22 protein-coding genes and 1 pseudogene are annotated in these 20,523 nt (G+C 73.6%); 10 read left to right on the forward strand and 13 right to left on the reverse strand.

Annotated features, from left to right (window positions below; genetic code table 11):
- Nucleotides 1-69: 69 nt before the first annotated feature.
- The 3 genes from ACZ4K2_RS30590 to ACZ4K2_RS30600 all read right to left on the reverse strand — a co-directional run bounded on the left by ACZ4K2_RS30590 (nt 70) and on the right by ACZ4K2_RS30600 (nt 2,718).
- Nucleotides 70-1,074 (reverse strand): EamA family transporter, encoded by a 1,005-nt coding sequence (locus tag ACZ4K2_RS30590; RefSeq protein ID WP_467478780.1) that lies wholly within the window; start codon nt 1,072-1,074, stop codon nt 70-72.
- Between the two features lie 69 nt (nt 1,075-1,143).
- Entirely contained in the window at nt 1,144-1,800 is a 657-nt protein-coding gene (locus ACZ4K2_RS30595) for a Clp protease N-terminal domain-containing protein (protein WP_467478779.1), read from the reverse strand.
- A 240-nt stretch (nt 1,801-2,040) separates the two neighbouring features.
- Nucleotides 2,041-2,718, reverse strand: a complete 678-nt coding sequence (locus tag ACZ4K2_RS30600) for a pyridoxamine 5'-phosphate oxidase family protein (RefSeq protein WP_467478777.1) — start codon at nt 2,716-2,718, stop codon at nt 2,041-2,043.
- A gap of 61 nt (nt 2,719-2,779) precedes the next feature.
- Here ACZ4K2_RS30600 and ACZ4K2_RS30605 point away from each other — a divergent pair, with 61 nt between their 5' ends.
- The gene (locus ACZ4K2_RS30605) at nt 2,780-4,111 is read left to right on the forward strand and encodes an aminotransferase class I/II-fold pyridoxal phosphate-dependent enzyme (protein WP_467478775.1); all 1,332 of its coding nucleotides are present in this window, start codon (nt 2,780-2,782) and stop codon (nt 4,109-4,111) included.
- A gap of 91 nt (nt 4,112-4,202) precedes the next feature.
- On the opposite strand, the gene ACZ4K2_RS30610 is transcribed toward ACZ4K2_RS30605, so the two are convergent.
- Complete coding sequence (locus tag ACZ4K2_RS30610) at nt 4,203-5,144, reverse strand: DMT family transporter (protein ID WP_467478773.1); 942 nt, start codon at nt 5,142-5,144, stop codon at nt 4,203-4,205.
- A gap of 74 nt (nt 5,145-5,218) precedes the next feature.
- Between ACZ4K2_RS30610 and ACZ4K2_RS30615 the strand changes: the two genes are divergently transcribed.
- Nucleotides 5,219-6,121, forward strand: a complete 903-nt coding sequence (locus ACZ4K2_RS30615; RefSeq protein ID WP_467478772.1) for a LysR family transcriptional regulator — start codon at nt 5,219-5,221, stop codon at nt 6,119-6,121.
- A gap of 196 nt (nt 6,122-6,317) precedes the next feature.
- On the opposite strand, the gene ACZ4K2_RS30620 is transcribed toward ACZ4K2_RS30615, so the two are convergent.
- Together ACZ4K2_RS30620 and ACZ4K2_RS30625 are read right to left on the reverse strand one after the other, a co-directional pair.
- Entirely contained in the window at nt 6,318-6,851 is a 534-nt protein-coding gene (locus ACZ4K2_RS30620; protein ID WP_467478770.1) for a pyridoxamine 5'-phosphate oxidase family protein, read from the reverse strand.
- 149 nt (nt 6,852-7,000) lie between these two features.
- Nucleotides 7,001-7,537 (reverse strand): Rieske (2Fe-2S) protein, encoded by a 537-nt coding sequence (locus ACZ4K2_RS30625; protein ID WP_467478768.1) that lies wholly within the window; start codon nt 7,535-7,537, stop codon nt 7,001-7,003.
- 171 nt (nt 7,538-7,708) lie between these two features.
- On the opposite strand from ACZ4K2_RS30625, the gene ACZ4K2_RS30630 reads away from it, so the two are divergent.
- The 7 genes from ACZ4K2_RS30630 to ACZ4K2_RS30660 all read left to right on the forward strand — a co-directional run bounded on the left by ACZ4K2_RS30630 (nt 7,709) and on the right by ACZ4K2_RS30660 (nt 13,770).
- Nucleotides 7,709-8,485, forward strand: a complete 777-nt coding sequence (locus ACZ4K2_RS30630) for a HipA family kinase (protein ID WP_467478766.1) — start codon at nt 7,709-7,711, stop codon at nt 8,483-8,485.
- A complete protein-coding gene (locus tag ACZ4K2_RS30635; RefSeq protein ID WP_467478765.1) occupies nt 8,482-8,931 on the forward strand; it encodes a DUF3037 domain-containing protein in 450 nt (149 codons plus the stop codon). The genes ACZ4K2_RS30630 and ACZ4K2_RS30635 overlap by 4 nt, the downstream gene beginning before the upstream one ends.
- Nucleotides 8,932-9,077: 146 nt before the next feature.
- On the forward strand, nt 9,078-9,839 hold the full coding sequence (fabG, locus tag ACZ4K2_RS30640; RefSeq protein WP_467478763.1) for a 3-oxoacyl-ACP reductase FabG: 762 nt from the start codon (nt 9,078-9,080) through the stop codon (nt 9,837-9,839).
- A gap of 21 nt (nt 9,840-9,860) precedes the next feature.
- Complete coding sequence (locus ACZ4K2_RS30645; RefSeq protein ID WP_467478761.1) at nt 9,861-10,619, forward strand: SDR family oxidoreductase; 759 nt, start codon at nt 9,861-9,863, stop codon at nt 10,617-10,619.
- Nucleotides 10,620-10,805: 186 nt separating this feature from the next.
- Nucleotides 10,806-12,383 carry an ABC transporter substrate-binding protein gene (locus tag ACZ4K2_RS30650; protein WP_467478760.1) on the forward strand — a complete coding sequence of 526 codons (1,578 nt, stop codon included), beginning with the start codon at nt 10,806-10,808 and terminating at the stop codon, nt 12,381-12,383.
- A 100-nt stretch (nt 12,384-12,483) separates the two neighbouring features.
- The gene (gene ung, locus ACZ4K2_RS30655) at nt 12,484-13,167 is read left to right on the forward strand and encodes a uracil-DNA glycosylase (RefSeq protein WP_467478758.1); all 684 of its coding nucleotides are present in this window, start codon (nt 12,484-12,486) and stop codon (nt 13,165-13,167) included.
- A gap of 93 nt (nt 13,168-13,260) precedes the next feature.
- On the forward strand, nt 13,261-13,770 hold the full coding sequence (locus ACZ4K2_RS30660; RefSeq protein WP_467478757.1) for a hypothetical protein: 510 nt from the start codon (nt 13,261-13,263) through the stop codon (nt 13,768-13,770).
- A gap of 633 nt (nt 13,771-14,403) precedes the next feature.
- On the opposite strand, the gene ACZ4K2_RS30665 is transcribed toward ACZ4K2_RS30660, so the two are convergent.
- Nucleotides 14,404-14,916, reverse strand: a complete 513-nt coding sequence (locus ACZ4K2_RS30665) for a DinB family protein (RefSeq protein ID WP_467478756.1) — start codon at nt 14,914-14,916, stop codon at nt 14,404-14,406.
- Nucleotides 14,917-15,112: 196 nt separating this feature from the next.
- On the opposite strand from ACZ4K2_RS30665, the gene ACZ4K2_RS30670 reads away from it, so the two are divergent.
- Nucleotides 15,113-16,024, forward strand: coding sequence for a Gfo/Idh/MocA family protein (locus ACZ4K2_RS30670; protein ID WP_467478754.1), 912 nt, complete (start codon nt 15,113-15,115; stop codon nt 16,022-16,024).
- Here ACZ4K2_RS30670 and lnt read toward each other — a convergent pair.
- The 6 genes and pseudogenes from lnt to ACZ4K2_RS30700 all read right to left on the reverse strand — a co-directional run.
- Nucleotides 15,942-17,516, reverse strand: coding sequence for an apolipoprotein N-acyltransferase (gene lnt, locus ACZ4K2_RS30675; protein WP_467478752.1), 1,575 nt, complete (start codon nt 17,514-17,516; stop codon nt 15,942-15,944). The two genes, ACZ4K2_RS30670 and lnt, sit on opposite strands and share 83 nt — an antisense overlap.
- A gap of 113 nt (nt 17,517-17,629) precedes the next feature.
- Nucleotides 17,630-18,112 carry a nuclear transport factor 2 family protein gene (locus tag ACZ4K2_RS30680; RefSeq protein WP_467478751.1) on the reverse strand — a complete coding sequence of 161 codons (483 nt, stop codon included), beginning with the start codon at nt 18,110-18,112 and terminating at the stop codon, nt 17,630-17,632.
- 73 nt (nt 18,113-18,185) lie between these two features.
- A complete protein-coding gene (locus ACZ4K2_RS30685; protein ID WP_467769985.1) occupies nt 18,186-18,548 on the reverse strand; it encodes a hypothetical protein in 363 nt (120 codons plus the stop codon).
- A gap of 78 nt (nt 18,549-18,626) precedes the next feature.
- Complete coding sequence (locus ACZ4K2_RS30690; RefSeq protein WP_467478748.1) at nt 18,627-19,409, reverse strand: hypothetical protein; 783 nt, start codon at nt 19,407-19,409, stop codon at nt 18,627-18,629.
- Nucleotides 19,410-19,856: 447 nt separating this feature from the next.
- Entirely contained in the window at nt 19,857-20,036 is a 180-nt protein-coding gene (locus ACZ4K2_RS30695) for a hypothetical protein (protein ID WP_467478746.1), read from the reverse strand.
- Between the two features lie 195 nt (nt 20,037-20,231).
- A pseudogene (locus tag ACZ4K2_RS30700) lies at nt 20,232-20,354 on the reverse strand (undecaprenyl-diphosphatase); the annotation flags it as partial.
- Between the last annotated feature and the right edge of the window lie 169 nt (nt 20,355-20,523).

Raw genomic sequence — 20,523 nt, forward strand, 5'->3', positions numbered from 1 at the left:
GACGTTCGTCACTGACGAAGCGTCGGGTCGGGTCGGGTGCGGTCGCCGTCCCGGCGGGTGGCCCGGACGCTAGGCGGCGGTGCCCCGGGCGGAGAGTTCCCGTTCCGCGCCGCCGGAGGCGACCGGTTCCGCGGAGGACGCGCCCGGGGCCGAGGACTGGGCGATGAACGCGCCGATCAGGACGACCGCGCCGCCGGCGACCTGCGGCGCGGACAGGTGCTCGCCGAGCAGCACCCAGGCCAGCACGGTCGCGATGACCGCCTCCAGGCAGGCGACGACCCCGGCGACCTGCGGCGACAGCCGGCGCACGGACACCACACCGGTGATGTACGCGATCACCGTGGCGATCAGGACCACCCAGGCGAGCAGGGCGGCGGCCGGTACGGCGGTGCCGTTCAGGTCGGCGGAGCCCGCCAGCACGGACCAGTCCATGGCCCAGGGGCGGGCCACGGCCGTCAGCACGACGGTGCCCACCAGCAGTCCGTAGGCGATGACGCCGAGCGGGTCCGGCGCCGCCTCGCCCCCGTCGCCGCCCTGGTCGGACAGCACGAAGTAGCCGACCTGGCAGCAGGCGGCGCCGAGGGCCAGCACCAGGCCGAGCGCGTCGAAGCTCAGCCCCGACCAGACCTCCACCACGCAGGCGAGGCCGCCCGCGGCGAGGACCACGCCGAGCGCGGCGGCGCGGGTGACGGGCCGCCGCTGCACGAACCGCACCCAGCCCAGGACCAGGGCGGGCGCCAGGTACTCGACGAGCAGGGCCACGCCGACCGGGATGCGGGAGAGTGCGGCGAAGTAGCACGCCTGGACACCGGCGACGGCGAGCAGTCCGAACCCGGCGAGCAGCGCGGGCCGCCGGAACGGCAGGGTCCGGTGCCGTACCGCGACGGGCAGCATCACCAGGGCGGCGCCCGCCACCCGCAGCCACACCACGTGGAGGGGGTCGAGTCCCGCCTCGATCAGCGGCTTGGCGGCCACACCGGACCCGCCGAAGGCCAGCGCCGAAGCGAGCGCGAGGCCGAGACCGGCCGCCTTGCCGGGGCCGCGGGGACTGCTCACAGACGTATGCACCGGCACATGATGACAGGCGCCGACAGGAGCTTCACCCCTGATCACACCTGTCTCGCCTGGTGGACGGTCCGGGCGTCAGCGGACCGTGTCCGTGCCGGTCGCGTACGCGGCGCCCGCGGCCTCGATCCGCGCGGTCAGGTCACCGGCCGGGACGCCGACGTGTTCGAGCACCTCGACGGCCCGGGACCGGGGGTCGGCGGCGAGCGCCGCGAGCAGGTCGGTGCCGGTGACGCGGGGCGCGTCCCGGTGCCGGGCGCGGGCCCTGGCGCCGGCGAGCGCCGCGGCCGCGGCCGGGGACCAGCCCGCGCCGTGACCGGCCGCGTGGTCCGGGCCGGGAGCCGCACCGGAGGAGGCGGCGGAGGAAGCGGTGGGCCGGTCGTCCGGTGACGCGTCCCGCTCGCCGGGGCGGGCCGGAGCGGGGACGCGGGGGATCGCGCCGGAGTCCTCCACACTGCCCTGCCAGCGCAGTCCGTAGCCGATGCTGCGCTGCACCAGGTAACCGAGGAGCCGGGCCAGCCGCCGCGGCTCGCCCACGGCGGCGCGGACCTCGGGGTCGTGTTCCAGCAGGGCGTGCAGCAGGTGGGCGGTGTCGGTCTGCCGGTCCCCGTCCCGGACGGCCCTCCTGCGGGCACCGGCGACCACCGCTGCCAGCTCGGCACCCAGCCCGGCAGCGTCGTCCTGCGGTGGTACCGCCGGGTCGGGGACGGCCCGGCGGGCTGTACGGGATTGCACCTTCCCACCCCATCAGTCCCGACGGGGGCGGGGCATCCACGGGGGGAACCATTTCCGCGTCCCGCGCCGAGTGGACATCGCCCTCCCGGATCTCATCCTTGCGGAGGAGATCAGGCCGGACGACCGCAAGGGGCGCGCGGCGCCTTGCGCCGCGCGCCGGGAGCGGTGCCCGGGCCGCGGGACGGCACGCGGGCCACCGGACGGCGCGTGGTCGCCGTCCGTCCGGGGGCGCGCGGTCCCTCAGCGCGCCAGGTAGTCCGGGAGTTCCACGCCGGGCGCCAGGTCGGCGTTGGGCACCGGGGCGTCGTAGCCCTTGCGGAGCGGCACCACCCCGGCCCAGTGCGGCAGGGAGAGGTCGTCCGGCTCGTCGTTGGCCCCGCCCGTGCGGACCTTGGCCGAGACCTCGTCCAGGTCCAGCCGGATGACGGCGGTGGCGGCCAGCTCCTTCCTGTTCGCGGGCCGGGAGTCGGCGGACCGGCCCGGTACGACGTGGTCGACCAGCGCGTCCAGGGCCAGCCGCCGCTCCTCGGGGTCGGTGACCTCGTGCGCCACGCCGTGCACCACGACCGAGCGGTAGTTGATCGAGTGGTGGAAGGCGGAGCGGGCCAGCACCAGCCCGTCGACGTGGGTGACCGTCAGACAGACCGGCAGGCCCGGATCCTGCCAGCCGGTCATCCGCAGCGGGCGCGAACCGGTGGACCCGTGGACGTAGAGCCGCTCGCCGACCCGGCCGTACAGCGTCGGCAGGACCACCGGGGCGCCGTCCCGGACGAAGCCGAGGTGGCAGACGTACCCCTCGTCCAGGATCGCGTGCACCAGGTCCCTGTCGTACGAAGCCCGGTCCGCGGAGCGGGTGGGCACCGTCCGGTCGGTCGGCGTGTAGGCGGCGGCCCGCGGTTCCTCGGTCGTGCCCTGCATGACGGACCCTCCATGGGTGAAGCGGGTGAAAGTTTGTTTGTACTAGTGCATAATGCTGTTTGTGCTAGGAGAATATCGGATTACCGGGCGTGGCGCAGCCGAGATCGCGGCCGGCGTCGAGCAGGCGGTGGGCGCCGGGGAACTGGAACCGGGTCAGGGCCTGCCCCCCATGCGGGAGCTGGCGGCCCGGCTGGGCGTGAACCCGAACACGGTCGCCGCCGCCTACCGCATCCTGCGCGAGCGCGGGGTGATCGAGACGGCCGGCCGCCGGGGCAGCCGGGTCCGCGCCAAGCCGGCCACCACCGGCCGCGAGGAACTGCGCGTGGAGGTGCCCCCGGGCGGCCGTGACCTCTCCACGGGCAGCCCCGACCCGGCCCTGCTGCCGCGCCTGGCCCCGGCGCTCGCCGCGGCCGCCGGGGAAGGCGACCGCCGGCCCGTCCTCTACGGCGACGACCCCGTCGACGCCGGCCTCGCCCGGCTCGCCCGCGCCGAACTCGACGCCGACGGCGTCCCCGCGGGCCCGCTGACCGTGACGTCCGGCTCCCTCGACGCCGTCGAACGCGTCCTCGCCGCGCACCTCAGGCCCGGTGACACGGTCGCCGTCGAGGATCCCGGCTGGGGGAGCGCCCTGGACCTCGTCCCCGCCCTGGGCCTGCACCTGGCCCCCGTCGGGGTGGACGACGACGGTCCGCGCGCGGACGACCTGCGGCGGGCCCTGGAGGCCGGCGCCCGCGCCCTGATCGTCACCGACCGCGCCCAGAACCCGACCGGCGCCTCGGTGACGGCCACGCGCGCGCGTGCCCTGCGCGCGGTCCTGCGGGACCACCCGGAGACCCTGCTCATCGAGGACGACCACGGGCACGGCTTCGTCGACCTGCCCCTGCACCCCCTCGCGGGCGTCACCCGCCACTGGGCCTTCGTCCGCTCCGCCGCCAAGACCCACGGCCCCGACCTGCGCCTCGCCGTCCTCGTCGGCGACCCCGTCACCGTGGACCGGGTCCGGGGGCGCCAGCGCCTGGGCCCCGGCTGGGTGAGCCTGCTCCTCCAGCGGGCCGTGGCGCACCTGTGGGCGAGCGGCGCGGTGGACCGCGCGGCCGTCGCGCGGTCCTACGGCGCGCGCCGGAACGCCCTGGTCGACGCGCTGGCCGAGCGCGGGATCACCGCCCACGGCCGCAGCGGCCTGAACGTCTGGGTGCCGGTCCCCGACGAGACCGGCGCGGTGGCCCGTCTCGTCCAGCGGGGCTGGGCGGTCGCGCCGGGCGCCCGCTTCCGCCTCGCCTCCCCGCAGGGCATCCGCATCACGGTCTCGACCCTCACCGGAGAGGACGTCGTGCCGCTGGCGGACGCGGTGGCGGCCGCGGTGCGCCCGGGTCCCGCGCGCGTCTACGGATAGGCAGGCCGGATCGGCGGACGGCAGGCGGACGGCGAGCGCCGGAGGGACGCGGGGCGGTGCCCTCACGTCCCTCCGGCGGCCGCTCCCTCAGTCAGTCGCGTCCGGACCGTACCTGGGTGAGCGCGGCCCCCGCGATGACGACCGCCGCGCCCACCGGCGTGGTCCACCGCAGCGACTCCCCGAGGATCACCACCCCCGCGGCCGTGGCGATGACGGGGATGAAGTAGGTGACCATCTGGGCGGTGGTGGGCCCGACTTCCGCGACCAGGCCGTACTGGAGGAGCACCGCGAGCCCCGTGCCCAGGGCCCCCAGCGCGGCGACCGCCAGCAGCGGGATCGGCGCGAAGCGCTCGGGCACGCCGGTGAACAGGGGGGTCACGACGGCCAGCTGCACCGTGGCCAGCAGCAGTTGCCCGCCGGTCATCGCCAGGTGCGAGTTGCCCGTGCCGGACAGCTTCCGGCGGACGTAGATCCAGCCCACCGGGTAGCTCAGCGAGGCCAGCAGCGCCATCGCCGTGCCCTTCGCGTCCAGGCCGTGGAATCCCTGCCAGACCCCCAGCACGGTGAGCACGCCCAGAAAGCCGAGCGCGAGGCCGGCGACCCGGACGCGGCTGGGCCGGTCCTCGGAGAGCGCGACCAGGGACAGCAGCATGCCCCACAGGGGGGAGGTGGCGTTGCAGATGCCGGCCAGCGTGGACGGGATCGTGAGTTCGGAGTAGGCGAAGAGGGAGAACGGCAGCGCGTTCAGGAGGAACGCGGCGACCGCCATGCGCCCCCACAGCCGGGCACCGCGCGGCAGCCGCTCCCGCTTCAGGGCCATCGCCGCCACCAGGACCGCCGTACCGAACACCAGCCGGCCCAGCGTGACCTGGAAGGGGGCGTACCCCTCCGTCCCGACCTTGATCAGCAGGAAGCTGAAGCCCCAGATCAGGGAGAGGGCGCCGAAGCGGAGCCGCCAGTCCGCGCGGGCGCGGGGGCGGGCGGGGGCAGGGCCGGCGGAGGACCGGGTCCGGGGTGTGGAGACCGTGCTCATGGAGGAAACGATGCAGTAGCCGACCTGGTAGGACAATCGAGATTTCCCGTTCGGTACCTCTTAGAATCGCTTACATGTTGAATCTGGAGCGCCTGCGGACCCTGGACGCACTGGCCCGGCACGGCTCGGTGAGCGCCGCCGCCGACGCGCTGCACGTGACCACGTCCGCGGTCTCGCAGCAGCTGGGCAAGCTGGAACGGGAGATCGATCAGCAGCTCCTCGCCAAGAACGGCCGGGGCGTACGGCTCACGGACGCGGGCCGGCTGCTGTCGGAGCACGCGGCGCGCATCCTGTCGCAGGTCGAGCTGGCCGAGTCCGACCTGGAGGCGCACCGCGGGCAGGTCGTCGGCGAACTGCGGCTGTCGGCGTTCCCCACGGCGGCCCGCGGACTGTTCCCCGCCGCGCTGCGCCGGCTGCGCATCGGGCATCCGGGGCTGCGCGTGCGGTCCAGGGAGCTGGAGCCCGAGCAGGGCGTGGCCGGGGTGGTCCGCGGCGACCTCGACCTCGCGGTGGTCCTGGACTGGTACAACAAGCCGATGCCCGTACCCGACGGGCTGGTCAAGGCGCCCCTGCTCGACGATCCGGCCGAGGTCGCCGTGCCGCTGGGGCACCGGCTCGCGGACCGGGACGAGGCGGACCTGACCGAGTTCGCCGAGGACGAGTGGATCACCTGGGGCGTGGGCGAGTTCTGCCACGAGTGGCTGCTGTTCACGCTGCGCTCCAAGGGGGTCGAGCCGATCATCGGCCACCGCGCCGGGGAGACGCACACCCAGCTCGGGCTCGTCGCGGCCGGCCTCGGCGTGTGCATCGCACCGCTGCTGGGCCGGCACCCGGTGCCCGAGGGCGTGGCCCTGATCCCGCTCAGGCAGCGGGTGCGCCGCCATGTGTACGCGGTCTGGCGGGCGGACGCCGACCGCCGGCCGTCCATCCGCGCGGCGGTGCAGGCCCTGCGGGAGACGGCCCGCGAACTCGGCTGACCCACGGGCCCGCCGGGCGGCGGCGGTCACGGGGTCTGCCGGGGCTCTGCCCGGGGACTCAAGGGGGCCGGGTCCGTGTCGAGGAGCGGTGACGGGGCTCCCGGCGGTGTTCGGTCCCGGCCGCGCACACGCACGTGCCCCGGACGCCGGAGGTGCCACGGCGGAGCCAGGGTGGGGTGGGCGCCGTACCTGGGGCTCAAGGCCCGGTCGACCTCCCGCGCGGTCCCGCGCCGGTGCCGCCGCCCGGGCAGGGGCGTCCCCGCACCCCGCCCAGCTTCCGGAAGTCCCAGGAGACGATCTTCTGTGGGGTCAGCCGGGCCCACGCGTGGCGGCCGTCGTGCGGCATCTCGTCCAGGCCGAAGTTCTTGCGGGCGAACAGCGTCTCGGCCGTGTCGAGTTCCGCGCACAGCCCGCCCGTACGGGGCACCTCGCCCACGAACTCCACCCGGCCGGACAGCTCGGCCCCGCGCAACTGGTCGTACTCCTCGCCGGAATCGACCACGACGGCCACCCGCGGATCGCGGCGCCACTGCGCCCAGCGCCGGCTGCGCACCACCGAGTACAGCCACAGCGAGGTGCCGTCCCAGGCGAACCACAGGGCGCTCACATGCGGTGTGCCGTCGGCCGAGACGGTCGCCACCCGGCAGGTGCGCCGGGTGGCGAGGAACTCGTCCAGCTCGCCGGGCGTCATCATGATCCTCCGGCCCCGGCGCTGCCCCGTGGTGCTCATGCGGCCTCCTCTTCTCCGACGTCGTCTCCCATGGACTCCGCTGCTCCTCCATGCTCTGACACGACGTCAGCGAAGGGAACCGGCCGGCTTCCGTCCGCGGTCCGGTCCGGCTGCCCTCACCGCCCGGGCCTCGGGGAAGAGGAGTGCGGTCAGGCCAGCTCGATCCGGTCGCCGGAGACGGTGATCGGGGCCGGGGGCAGCGGCCGGGTCGCGGGCCCCTTCCGCACGCTCCCGTCCCGTGCCGAGAACCGGCTGCCGTGGCACGGGCAGACGATCTCGCCGTCCACCACCCCGCCCACCGCGCACCCCTGGTGGGTGCACCGGGACGAGAACGCCTGGTAGGTCCCCGCCGTCGGCTGGGTGACCACGACGCCCCGGCCCTCGAACACCTTGCCGCCGCCCTCGGGAATGTCCGCCGTCCTGGCGAGCGGGGTGCCGCCGCCCTCCTGCCCGTGCCCGGAACCGGCCGAACTGTCCGAACCGGCGGAACCGTCCGAACCGATCGAACCGGCTGAACCGGCTGAACCGCCCGGACCCGAGGCCGCCGACCCGGGGCCGGCGGTGCCGGACGTGCCGTCGTCCGTGCCGCAGGCGGTCAGCGCGGCGGTGAGTCCCGCCGCCGCGGCGGCCGCCACGACGCCACGGCGGCCGGGTCCCGCCGCGGGGCGGGGTGTTGCGTTGGTCATGTGGGCTTCCCTTCCACGGAGTTCCTCGTCGTCCGCCAGGGGGTACGGCCCCGGGGCGGCCACCGTTCAGACCCGCGCCGGGACCACCGCCGTGCGCGCGGCCGGGACGTCGTGGCCGGTGGCCGCACGCCGGACTCCGGGCCGCCCGTGGGCCCCCAGTAACCTGGGGCGATGCTCAAGGAAGTCACCGCGACCCGTTACATCACGCCCCTGCGAGAGGGCGGCTCGCTGCCGGGGCTCGTCGAGGCCGACGACTTCGGGACCTACGTCATGAAGTTCACCGGCGCCGGACAGGGCCGCAAGACCCTGGTCGCCGAGGTGGTGTGCGGCGAACTCGCCCGGCGCCTCGGATTCCGGATGCCCCGGCTGGTCACCGTCCTGCTGGACCCGGTCCTCGGACTCGGCGAGCCCGAGCAGCAGGTGCAGGACCTGCTGCGGACCAGCGGCGGCACCAACCTCGGCATGGACTTCCTGTCCGGCGCCCTCGGCTACGACCCGCTCGCGTTCCCGGTGGACCCCGAGGAGGCCGGCCGGATCGTCTGGTTCGACGCGCTGATCAACAACGTCGACCGCTCCTGGCGCAACCCCAACCTCCTGGTGCACCGGGAAGGGCTGTGGCTCATCGACCACGGCGCCACGATGATCTGGCACCACAACTGGCCCTCCGCCGAGACCTCGGCGGCCCGCCCCTATGACGCCTCGGACCACGCCCTCGCCCGGTTCGCGCCCGACGTCGCGGCCGCGGCGGCCGAACTGGCGTCCCGGGTCACCGAGGACCTGCTCGCCGAGGTCACCGCAGAGGTCCCGGACGCCTGGCTCGCCGACGAGCCGGGCTTCGACACCCCGGACGAGCTGCGCCGGGCCTACGCACGGCCCCTGCTCGCGCGGGCGGCCGTCATCGCCGAGCGGATCACCGGCCTCGGCTCCGCGACCGAGGAGGACAAGTGAGCGAGCGCCACATCCACATGGCCGGCCATGTGACCGAACGGCACATCACCCGGGCGGGCCAGGGCGGCGACCGGGACGTGTTCGAGTACGCGCTGCTGCGCGTCGTGCCCCGCGTGGAGCGGGGGGAGTGCATCAACGCGGGCGTGGTCGTGTACTGCCGGGCCCGGGGCTACGTCGGCGCCCGCACCCACCTGGACGAGGCCCGGCTGCTCGCCCTGGACCCGGCCGCCGACGTCACCGGGGTGCGCGCCGCGCTCAGCGCCGTCGAACGCCACTGCGCGGGCGGCGAGGAGGCCGGGCAGGCGGCCGGTGACGACGCCGGGCGCCGTTACCGCTGGCTGATCGCGCCCCGGTCCACGGTGGTCCAGCCCGGACCCGTGCACACCGGCCTGACCGCCGACCCGGCCGCTGAGACGGAGCGGTTGCTGGACCTCCTGGTGAGGTAATGGATCACACCGGCCCGATGTGCCGTTGACACCGGGTGCCAGGGCTTCTAGCGTCCTGGGTACTGAAGGTACTAAGCGGTCGCTCACCGCATGAGGGACTCTCTCCGAGGGTCCGACAGGTTCTCTCAAGGGCGAGGAGACACAGCATGTCCACCACTGAACAGCGGGTCGCGGTAGTCACCGGCGCGGCGCGCGGCATCGGCGCAGCGACGGCCGTACGGCTGGCCGCCGAGGGCCGCGCGGTCGCCGTGATCGACCTGGACGAGGCCGCCTGCAAGGACACGGTCGAGAAGATCACCGCCGCCGGTGGCAAGGCGATCGCGGTCGGCGCGGACGTCTCCGACGAGGCGCAGGTCGAGGCCGCCGTCACCCGGGTCGTCGAGGAGCTGGGCGCCCCGACGATCCTCGTCAACAACGCCGGCGTGCTGCGCGACAACCTGCTGTTCAAGATGAGCGCGTCCGACTGGGACACGGTCCTCAACGTGCACCTGCGCGGCTCGTTCCTGATGACCAAGGCCGTCCAGAAGCACATGGTGGACGCGGGCTGGGGCCGGGTCGTCAACCTCTCCTCCTCCTCGGCGCTCGGCAACCGCGGCCAGGCCAACTACTCGGCGGCCAAGGCCGGTCTCCAGGGCTTCACCAAGACCCTCGCCATCGAGCTGGGCAAGTTCGGCGTCACGGCCAACGCCGTCGCCCCCGGCTTCATCGCCACCGAGATGACCAAGGCCACCGCCGACCGCGTGGGCATGGGCTTCGACGACTTCAAGGCGGCCGCCGCCACCCAGATCCCGGTGCAGCGCGTCGGCGAGCCGGAGGACATCGCCAACGCCATCGCCTTCTTCACCGGCGAGGCCGCCGGCTTCGTCTCCGGCCAGGTGCTGTACGTCGCCGGCGGACCGCTCGACTAGGGATTCCGAGGTAGCACGGACATGACTGAACTCCCCGAGCCCTCCGGCAGGGCCGCGATCGTCACCGGCGCGAGCCGCGGCATCGGCTACGGCGTCGCCGAGGCGCTGGTCGCCCGCGGCGACCGCGTGTGCATCACCGGCCGCAACGAGGACGCCCTGAAGGAGGCCGTCGAGCGGCTCGGTGCCGAGCGCGTCATCGGCGTGGCCGGCAAGGCCCACGACCTGGACCACCAGGGCGAGATCGTCGGGCGGACCATGGACGCCTTCGGCCGGGTCGACTTCCTGGTCAACAACGCGGGCACCAACCCCGTGTTCGGCCCGATCGCCGACCTCGACCTCGGCGTCGCCCGCAAGGTCTTCGAGACCAACGTGATCTCCGCCCTCGGCCTCGCGCAGAAGACCTGGCACGCCTGGCAGAAGGACAACGGCGGCGCGATCGTCAACATCGCCTCGATCGCCGGCCTCGCGCCCTCGCCCTTCATCGGCGCGTACGGCGTGAGCAAGGCCGCGATGATCAACCTGACCCAGCAGCTGGCGCACGAGTTCGCGCCCGGGGTGCGGGTCAACGCCATCGCCCCGGCCGTCGTCAAGACCAAGTTCGCGCAGGCGCTCTACGAGGGCCGCGAGGAGGAGGCCGCGGCGGCCTACCCGCTCGGCCGGCTCGGGGTGCCCTCCGACATCGGCGGGGCCGCCGCCTTCCTCACCTCCGCGCAGTCCGACTGGATCACCGGTCAGACCCTCGTCGTGGACGGCGGCCTCTTCCTCAACGCGGGCGTCTGAGCACCTTCCGGGCGCCGATTTTCGGACGGATCGGCGCCCGGAACACCCCCGCGACACCGCCCAGCGAACTGACAACGTCGTCATCGTCGAAGTGAACAAGAAGCCCTGTTCCAGGCGTGGTTCGGGGGCCCGGACGCTGCGGTATGGTCTGCCGACCCTTGGTATGGCAGATCGAGGAGCGTGCGCGTGTTCAACCGGAACCGATTCCTGCGGAAAGTCGCGGCGATCGCGTCCATATCGCTGGTCGCCGGGTGCAGTCTGCTCTCCGACGGCGACCCCGACGACCAGGGTCCGATCGTCGTGGGCACCACCAGCGTCCCCAGCACGCTGGACCCGGCTGCCGCGTGGGACGGCTCCTGGGAGCTCTACCGGAACATCTTCCAGACGCTCCTCGCCTACCCGAACGGGGCCACCACCCCCCAGCCCGACGCCGCCGAGAGCTGCGCCTTCACCGACTCCAGGAGCCGCACCTACCGCTGCAAGCTGCGCGCCGGCCTGAAGTTCGCCGACGGCGACCCGCTGACCGCCGAGGCCGTGCGGTACTCGATCGCACGCATCCGCACCATCGACGCCCCCGGCGGCCCCGCCGGGCTGCTCGGCAGCCTGGACAAGGTGGAGGCGTCCGGCGACCGCGAGGTCGTCTTCCACCTCAACCAGCCCGACGCCACCTTCCCGTTCGTGCTGGCCACCCCCGCCATGTCGATCGTCGACCCGGACGACTACCCCGCCGACTCCCTGCGCAAGGACACCGACGTGTACGGCTCGGGGCCGTACGAACTGCGGTCCTACGCGGAGGGCGACACGGCCGTCCTGGTCCGCAACGCCAACTACGAGGGGTTCGCCAAGCGCCAGAACGACGCGGTGACCATCCGCTACTTCAAGGACTCCGCGAGCATGGTCAAGGCGCTGCGCGACAAGCGGATCGACGTCACCTACCGCGGTCTCGCCGCCGACGACATCCTCGCCCTCCAGGAGCACCGCGACAAGAACCTGCAACTGGTCGACGGCGCCGGCACCGACATCAGCTACCTGGTGTTCAACCCCGAGGACACCTGGGCCAAGCAGCCCGCCGTCCGCAAGGCCGTCGCCCAGCTCGTGGACCGGGGCGCGATCGCGCACAAGGTGTACAAGGACACGGTCGACCCGCTGTACTCGATGGTCCCCAAGGGGCTGACCGGACACGCCACCGGCTTCTTCGACGACTACGGCGACCCGAGCGTCGACAAGGCCCGCAAGATCCTCTCCGACGCCGGCATCACCCAGCGCGTCCCGCTCACCTTCTGGTACACCACCGACCGCTACGGCTCCGAGACGGCCGAGATGTTCCGGGAGCTCAAGCGGCAGCTTGAGGGCTCCGGACTGTTCACCATCACCCTGAAGAGCAGCCCCTGGAAGACCTACGTGGTCGGCTACCAGAAGGGCGAGTACCCGGTGTTCGGGCGCGGCTGGTCCCCGGACTTCCCCGACGCGGACAACTTCATCGCCCCGTTCGTCGGCGAGCACAACGCCCTCGGCACGCCTTACCCGGCCAAGGAGATCACCGGCAGACTGCTGCCGCACGCGCGCGCCGAGAGCGACCGCGCGCAGACCGTCGAGGACGTGGAGGCGGCGCAGCAGATTATGGTGGACGACGCCCGGCTGATCCCGCTCTGGCAGGGGCGGCAGTTCGTGGCGGCCAGCGTCGACATCGCCGGCGGCGAGCAGGCCCTGGACCCGTCGACGATCATGACGATGTGGGCGCTGCACCGCAAGACCAGCTGGTGAACCCCCTGCGGGACACCGGTTGTCAGCGGTCGGTTGTAGGTTCTGAAGCCTGGAAGTGACCGCACGCCGTGTAGTCGATCGACATCGTGAGGACGTTGACGTGACCGACATCGCCATGCTGCCCGAGTCCTGGCGCGGGGTTCTGGGCGACGAACTGCAGCAGCCCTACTTCAAGGAGCTGACCGAGTTCGTCGAGGAGGAGCGGGCGAAGGGCCCCGTCTACCCGCCGCGCGAGGAGGTCTTCGCGGCGCTCGACGCCACGCCGTACGAGCGGGTGAAGGTCCTCGTCCTGGGCCAGGACCCGTACCACGGCGAGGGCCAGGGCCACGGCCTGTGCTTCTCGGTCCGTCCCGGCGTGAAGACCCCGCCCTCGCTGCGGAACATCTACAAGGAGATGCAGGAGGAGCTGGGCCTGCCCGTCCCGGACAACGGCTACCTGATGCCGTGGGCCCGGCAGGGCGTGCTGCTGCTGAACGCGGTCCTCACCGTCCGGGCCGGCGAGGCCAACTCGCACAAGGGCAAGGGCTGGGAGAAGTTCACCGACGCCGTGATCCGCGCCGTCGTCTCCCGCCCCGACCCGGCGGTCTTCGTCCTGTGGGGCAACTACGCCCAGAAGAAGCTCCCGCTGATCGACGAGACCCGGCACGCGGTGGTCAAGGGCGCGCACCCCTCCCCGCTGTCCGCGAAGAAGTTCTTCGGCTCCCGCCCGTTCACGCAGATCAACGAGGCGATCGCCCGCCAGGGCCACGAGCCGGTCGACTGGCGCATCCCGAACCTGGGCTGACGGCCCCGGTGTACCGGCGCCGCCTGACCGGGAATCCCGGCGGCGCCGGTTAGCGTCGGGACCGGACCATTGCCGACGGGCCGGAGGCACACCGTGGCGGAGCGACAGGAGCAGGCGGCGCCGGACGCCTTGCTGACGCGGATCGGACAGGTCGTGATGCTGCACCACGCCGGCGACCGCGAGGAGGCCCGCAGCCGTCTCCTGGACCTGTGGGCGGAGCTCGGCGAGGACGGCGACCCGCTGCACCGCTGCACCCTGGCCCACTACCTGGCCGACACGCAGGACGACCCGGCGGACGAACTGGCTTGGGACCTGCGGGCGTTGTCGGCGGCCGAGGAACTGGCCGGCGGCCGCGCGGGCGGTGACCCGGCCGGCGTCCGGGGCTTCTTCCCGTCCCTCCACCTCAACCTGGCCGCCGACTACGCCAAGCTCGGCCGCGCCGAGGCGGCCCGCAGCCACCTGCGCCGCGCCCGCAGCACCGCGGGCGCCCTGGGCGACGACGGTTACGGCGCGGGGGTCAGGTCCGCGATCGGCCGCCTGGCGCTGCGGCTGGGCGAGGAGGACACCGGGGGCGGCGACGGCCGGCTGCCGCGCCGGTGGTAGCGCCCGGCGCGCGCCGTCGACCGGGGCGGAGTCGCCGCGTGGCCGCGCCCCCGACGTGGATCAGTGCCCGCGCTCCTGATCGCAGAGGCCGCTCGCGGGGCCGGGTAGGCGCCGGCCCCCGTACAGCGTGCCGAGGGCGCACAGGTCCGGGAGCGCGGAGGCCACCGGGGCCGGGGCCCGCACACCGGCGGTGGGCCGGCGGGGAGCGCCCGGGTACGGGTTCGTGCGCGGGGGCCCGGGCGGGGCGGGCGGACGGTGCGTGACCGCGGGGGAGGCGGCCGGCCGGGGCCGGACGGGCGGCCCGGGGGGCTCCGGACGCCGGGACGCCCCCGCCATCTCCAGTGCCTCGGCCACCGGCGCCTGCACCACCCTGAGCCGTGCGTCGCCGTCCGGCCGGGCCGCCGCCGGCCTCGACGGGGCGGTGGCCGGGGGCCCTGGTTGCCGCACCGTCACGCAACCGGAGAGGGCCGAGACGGTCACGGTGAGCAGGAGCGCTGCGGTGGTCGTCGTTCGATGCACCCGCGCCACTCTGCTCGGTCGGTACCCGGCTCGACGCCGGATAGCCGAACGTGGGGCACCGTTCGGGTGATCGCGTGCCCCGTGCGGGGGACTCCGGCGCGCCGGAGCTGACGTTCAGTCGCCGGTGGCGCCGTCGATCCGCTCCCGGAGCAGGTCGGCGTGCCCGTTGTGCCGGGCGTACTCCTCGATCATGTGCGTGTAGATCCAGCGGAGGTTGAACGGCTCCTCGGAGGACCGGCTCCTGCCCCGGGAGAAGTCGTCGAGCGCGAGCCCGGAGGTGTTGCGGCGGGACGTGTCGATCTGGGCGCTGAGGGCTGCGGACGTCTCCTCCCAGGTGTCCGCGTCCGTGAGGTGGAAGTCGCCGTCCGGGTCCTCCTCGGTGCAGTAGAGGACACCCGGGTCCTCGCCCAGCAGCACCTCGTGGAACCAGAACCGCTCCACCTCCGCCAGGTGCCGGGCCAGCCCCAGCAGGGTCAGATCCGAGGGCGGCACGGACGGGGTCCGCAACTGGGCGTCGGTCAGCCCCGTGCACTTCTGGACGAGGGTCTGGCGGTGGTAGTCGAGCCAGCCCTCCAGCATGGTGCGTTCGTCGGCATGCGTGGGCGGCTCTTCCCGCTTGATCGTCATGCTCGCATCATCAACTGCGGACACCCCCGACGGCCAGCGGTTTTCCCGGACCGGTGCGACGAAACGGCGCTCCGGGCACCGGCGGAGCGTCCCTGGCGGCGGCCCGCCCCGGGGCCCGTCCCGCGCGGCACCGCCGATCCGCGGTCCCCGTATGCTTCCGGCAGGGAACACGCGGGCCAGTGGTGGAGGAGAGCACGTGAAGGTCGGCTGCATCGGACTCGGCGACATCGCGCAGAAGGCGTACCTGCCGGTGCTGGGAACGCAGCCGGGGCTGGAGCTCCATCTGCAGACCCGCACGCCCGCCACCCTGGACCGGGTCGGGGACGGTCTGCGCGTGCCCCCGGAGCAGCGGCACACCACCCTGGACTCGCTGCTCGGCGCCGGCCTGGACGCGGCCTTCGTGCACGCCCCCACCGCGGTCCACCCCGAGATCGTCACCCGGCTCCTCGACGCCGGCGTCCCGACGTACGTGGACAAGCCGCTCGCCTACGAACTCGCCGACTCCGAGCGGCTGGTCGCCCTCGCCGAACGGCGCGGCGTCACGCTGTCCGTCGGCTTCAACCGCCGGTACGCGCCCGGGTACGCGCAGTGCCTGGACCACCCGCGCGAGCTGATCCTGCTCCAGAAGAACCGGGTCGGGCTGCCCGAGGAACCGCGTTCGATGATCCTGGACGACTTCATCCACGTCGTCGACACCCTGCGCTTCCTGGTGCCGGGACCGGTCGACGACGTCACCGTCCGCGCCCGCGTCGAGGACGGGCTGCTCCACCACGTGGTGCTCCAGCTCGCCGGGGACGGCTTCACCGCGCTCGGCGTGATGAACCGGCTCAGCGGCTCCAACGAGGAGATCCTGGAGGTGTCCGGTCAGGACAGCAAGCGCCAGGTGGCCAACCTCGCCGACGTGATCGACCACAAGGGCCAGCCGACCCTGCGCCGGCGCGGCGACTGGGTGCCGGTGGCCCGCCAGCGCGGCATCGAACAGGCGGCGCTCGCCTTCCTCGACGCCGTGCGGGCCGGGAAGGTGCTCAGCGCGAGGGACGCGCTGGCGACCCATGAACTGTGCGAGCGGGTGGTACGAGCGGTGCACGACCGCTCCGGCGCGGCCTGAGCGCCCGCACCCCCTCGGTGACGCCGAGCGCGGCCAGCACCAGCAGCGCGCCGGGCACCGGCCAGTCCCCGTGGCGGACGTACGGCGTGACGCCGTGCGCGAGCGGCACCTCGTAGACGCGCGCGGTGCTCGCGCCGGTGCCGAGCCACGGGCCGAGGCGCTGCCCCGCCGGGCCGTACACCGCCGACACGCCGGTGAGCGTGGCGTGCACCACGGGCCGGCCGGTCTCCGCGGCGCGCAGCGCGGCGAGCGAGGCGTGCTGCTCCGGCGCCCAGCTGCGCTGGAAGGACGCGGTGGAGGACTGGCCGACGAGGAGGTCCGCGCCGTCCCCGGCGAGGTGCCGGCTCATGTCGGGGAACGCGGTCTCGAAGCAGATCAGCGGGCCGACGCGGAGTCCGCGCCCGACGTCCATCACCGTCTGTCCGGTGCCGCGCCGCCGGTCCTCGCCCGCGGCCCGGCCGACCGAGGTGGCCCAGCCGAGCAGGGAACGGGCCGGTATGTACTCGCCGAACGGGACCAGCCGCATCTTGTCGTACCGGTCGCCGGTCGGGCCGTTCGGACCGACCAGGACGGAACTCTTGTAGATGCCCGGCCGGCCGGAGCGGCGGGCGTCCACGTTCACCAGCACGTCGGCGCCGGTCGACCGGGACAGCGCGGCCAGCCGCCGGGCCAGGTCGGGGCGGTCGTGCAGGTCGAAGCCGACGCTGGACTCGCCCCACACCACCAGGTCGACGTTCCGCCCCGCGAGCCGCCGGGTCAGCCGCTCCCCCTCGTCGAAGCGCCGGTCGCCGCTGTCCTCGCCGGCCACGATGCCCGGCTGCACGACGGCGACCCGCACCCGGCCGTCGACGTCGGGGCGCGGCGCCCACACCCACGCGGCCGACGTCGCGGCGGCCGTGGCGACCAGCGCGGCCAGGGCGGGCACCCGTGCCGCGCGCACCGACGCCAGCAGGGCCACCGCCACGTTGACGGCGACCACCAGGAGGCTGAGCAGCCACACACCGCCGACCGAGGCCAGCCGCAGCGCCGGCGCCACCTGCCACTGGCTGGCGCCCAGCATGCCCCACGGTCCGCCGAGACCCTGCCAGGACCGGACGAGTTCCACCGCCAGCCAGGCCGAGGGCAGCACCAGCAGTGCGGCGGCGGCCCCGCCCCGTGACGGCGTTCCGCCCAGGAAGCGCCGTACCAGCACCCCCCAGGGCGCCCAGAGCAGGCCGAGCAGCGCGGCTATCAGGAAGATGAACACATGCAGGCTCGGCAGCAGCCAGTGGTGGACGGCCACCAGGAAGCCGAAGCCGCCGCACCAGCCGTCGTACGCGGCCCGCCGCCCGGTCGGTGCCGAGCGGGTCAGCAGGATCCAGGGCACCAGGGCGACGTACGCGAACCACCACAGCGCGGGGGAGGGGAACGCGAGCACGGGCAGGGCGCCCGTGAGGGCGGCGGCGCCCGAGCGGCGCCAAGGGGAGGTCAGCCAGCGGTCGATCGTCCTCATGGGGACCCTCCCTACCCAGCGACAGTCACAGTGTGCGCGCTGGGGGCCGATCTTCGACAGGCCGCGGGCGGGGTCCGTGCCGCGCGGTCCCGCCGGGCGCCGGCCGGCCGGTCCTACGGGGTGCCGGGGGCGCCGGGGGTGCCGGGCGGGCGGCGCCACTTCTCGTGCACGACGACCTCGCACAGCCGCCACCCGTCGGTGGTGCGCAGCAGTCCGAAGTCGTAGCGGCCGCCGCAGACCAGGTCCGGTGCGGCGGTGCCGTCGGGCCCGGCGAGCCGCATCGGGTTGAGGTAGTCGGCCCGCACCCGGGCGGTGTCCCCGGTGTCGTGCTCCAGGGTCGCGAACCGCACCTGCCGGTTGACGATCAGGTGCTGGCGCATGGCGAACGGCGACAGGCTCCCGGCGAGCCAGCCGGCGATCCGTTCGGCGTCGCCCTCGATACCGCCCGCCGAGCGGTAGTCGGCTCGTCCGTCCGGCGTGAAGAGCTTCCGGTACGCCGCCCAGTCGCCGTCGTCCACCGCCACCGCGTACGCGGTGACCAGGTCGTCGACGGCAAGCCGGTCTCTCACGGTCGCGAATTCCGCGCGCTGCGTCATCGGGTCAGTGTTGGGCACGGCGGACGCGGAGCCAAGAGGCGCGCGGGGTGAATGTTCGCCCTACGGCCGCTTGTCACCCGGCGGACGTCATCGTGTCCGGGTGGATGTCGTCCAGACTGCCGACGACGGTCACGGACGGCGGATGCGAGGGTACCGGCACCTGAATGAGGATCGGGACGTAGACGAGCTGCCCGTGCCGGAACTCGGTTTTCGCCGAGACGCGATAGCAGACGGGCGTTCCTGGGTCTTTCGCCGTCGCATAGCAGCGCAGCTCGGATGCCGTGCGGGGCGTGAATGTCGTGCGGGGCGCGGATGTCGTGCGGGGCGGGGAGGTCCACGCGTGCGCCGACGCCGCCCCCGCGCCGGCCACGAGGCAGGCGGTGGCGGTGGCCGCGGGGAGAAGACTTCGCAGAATTGCCTTGGCCACTTTCCTCACTTCCCGGAGTGACGAGCGACAGGCACCCCGCGGAGGAGAACTCCGCGAGGTGCCGTATTCCTTGAACTGCCTCAACGGTCAGCCCTGGGTGCCGCCTTGGGTGTTGCCGGAGCCGCCGCCCTGGGTGCCACCTTGGGTGTTGCCGCTGCCGCCACCCTGGGTGCCGCCCTGGGTGTTGCCGGAGCCGCCGCCCTGCGTGCCGCCCTGGGTGTTGCCGGAGCCGCCGCCCTGCGTGCCGCCCTGGGTGTTGCCGGAGCCGCCGCCCTGCGTGCCACCTTGGGTGTTGCCGTTGCCGCCGCCCTGGGTGCCGCCCTGGGTGTTGCCGGAGCCGCCGCCCTGCGTGCCACCTTGGGTGTTGCCGTTGCCGCCGCCCTGGGTGCCGCCCTGGGTGTTGCCGCTGCCGCCACCCTGCGTGCCGCCCTGGGTGTTGCCGCGACCGCCACCCTGCGTGCCACCTTGGGTGTTGCCGTTGCCGCCGCCCTGGGTGCCGCCCTGGGTGTTGCCGCGACCGCCACCCTGCGTGCCACCTTGGGTGTTGCCGGAGCCGCCGCCCTGGGTGCCGCCCTGGGTGTTGCCGCTGCCGCCGCCCTGCGTGCCGCCCTGGGTGTTGCCGAACTTCCGGCTGTTGGACTTCTTGTTGCTGTTCGACTTCTTGTTGTTGTTGGACTTGCAGTTGTTGTTGCACGACTTGTCCGGGAGCTGGTTCTGCGCCGTGCCGGTGCCGGTGCGCACCTGGGCGATGGACACCATGTCGCTCGGTGCAGGTGCCGCGGAGGCTGGACTCCCGAGGGTGATGGCTCCACCCACCATGGCCGCCGCCGCTATCGCTGTCGCTATCTGCTGCTTCTGGCGATTCCGCACGAGTTTGCCCCTTCCTCCCGCACGCGCGATCCTTTTCCGCACGATGCGTTTCGATTCCGCTCTCATTGATTCGACGCGGCGGAAATCCGGACTGGCTTCCCGGCGATTCCATGGGCCCGAACCGCAGGCCGTTCATCGCGTGGCCATCCAGATTTCCGAGGCTCCGCCGGGTGCTGCCGACTCTCCGGTCATCTCTCGGAGAGTTTCGAAAGGTCACCCCGTGCAGTGGACGGTGATCCAAGGCCAGGGAAAGGGATGGGGCTCGTCGCAACCCATCCGGTTGAGCCTTCGAAATGAGCACGATATGCGCAACGGGCCGGAATCAATCCTCCCCTCGCGCCGTGGTCGCTGCAACTCAGGCCGACGTCGGCGGGATTCGGCGTCCGGCCCGGCGCGTCCACGCGGGCGTAACTGCCTGGCGGCGGCCGTGGGGCGACGGCCGCGTGCTCAGGCGGCCTCGGTGACCCGGTCGCGGGCCGCCGCGGCCCACTCGATCACCAACCGCTCGTACTCCGCGCGTTCCTGGGCTGACAGGGTGCCGCCCGCACGCAGCCACAGCGCCCGGATCTGCTCGTTCACCTCGGTGGCAGACCGCGCGGAACCAGGGGGTGGGGAATCGGGGGACATGCGGCACAGCCTAGGGGCTGAGGCTGACGGTGCGCTACCGTGCGGCTACGCAGAAGGTAGGGCGTTGGTCACCAGGGCCGCGTGCCGAAACGTTCGTACCTGCGAATCGATCGGTGGTCGCGGGGTGTTGCGCAGGTCGCGGGCGGGTGCCCGCCAGGGCGGAAGATGTCCGAAACAATGCCGTGCGGTGGTGCGTCAGCCCGCCGACTCCGCCGCGTGCGGGTTGAGTACGCCCGCGGTGACCAGGGCGCCGATGGCGATGCCGAGGACGACGCGGCACCGGACGAACGGCATGAAGCTCTTGTTGGAGATCCACTTCAACGACAAACCCATGACGACTTTGCCCGAGCGACCTTGATCTGCGACCTCGTCCACTCCGCCAGATCAACGGGGAGAGTCGTGCGAGACGGAGGCGGCTGATCTCAACTTGTCGGCCGGGTCCCGCTCGCACACACGCCGAAGTCGCGCGGGCCGGCGCCGGTACTCT

The sequence above is a fragment of the Streptomyces sp. NPDC025833 genome (genome assembly GCF_055558055.1).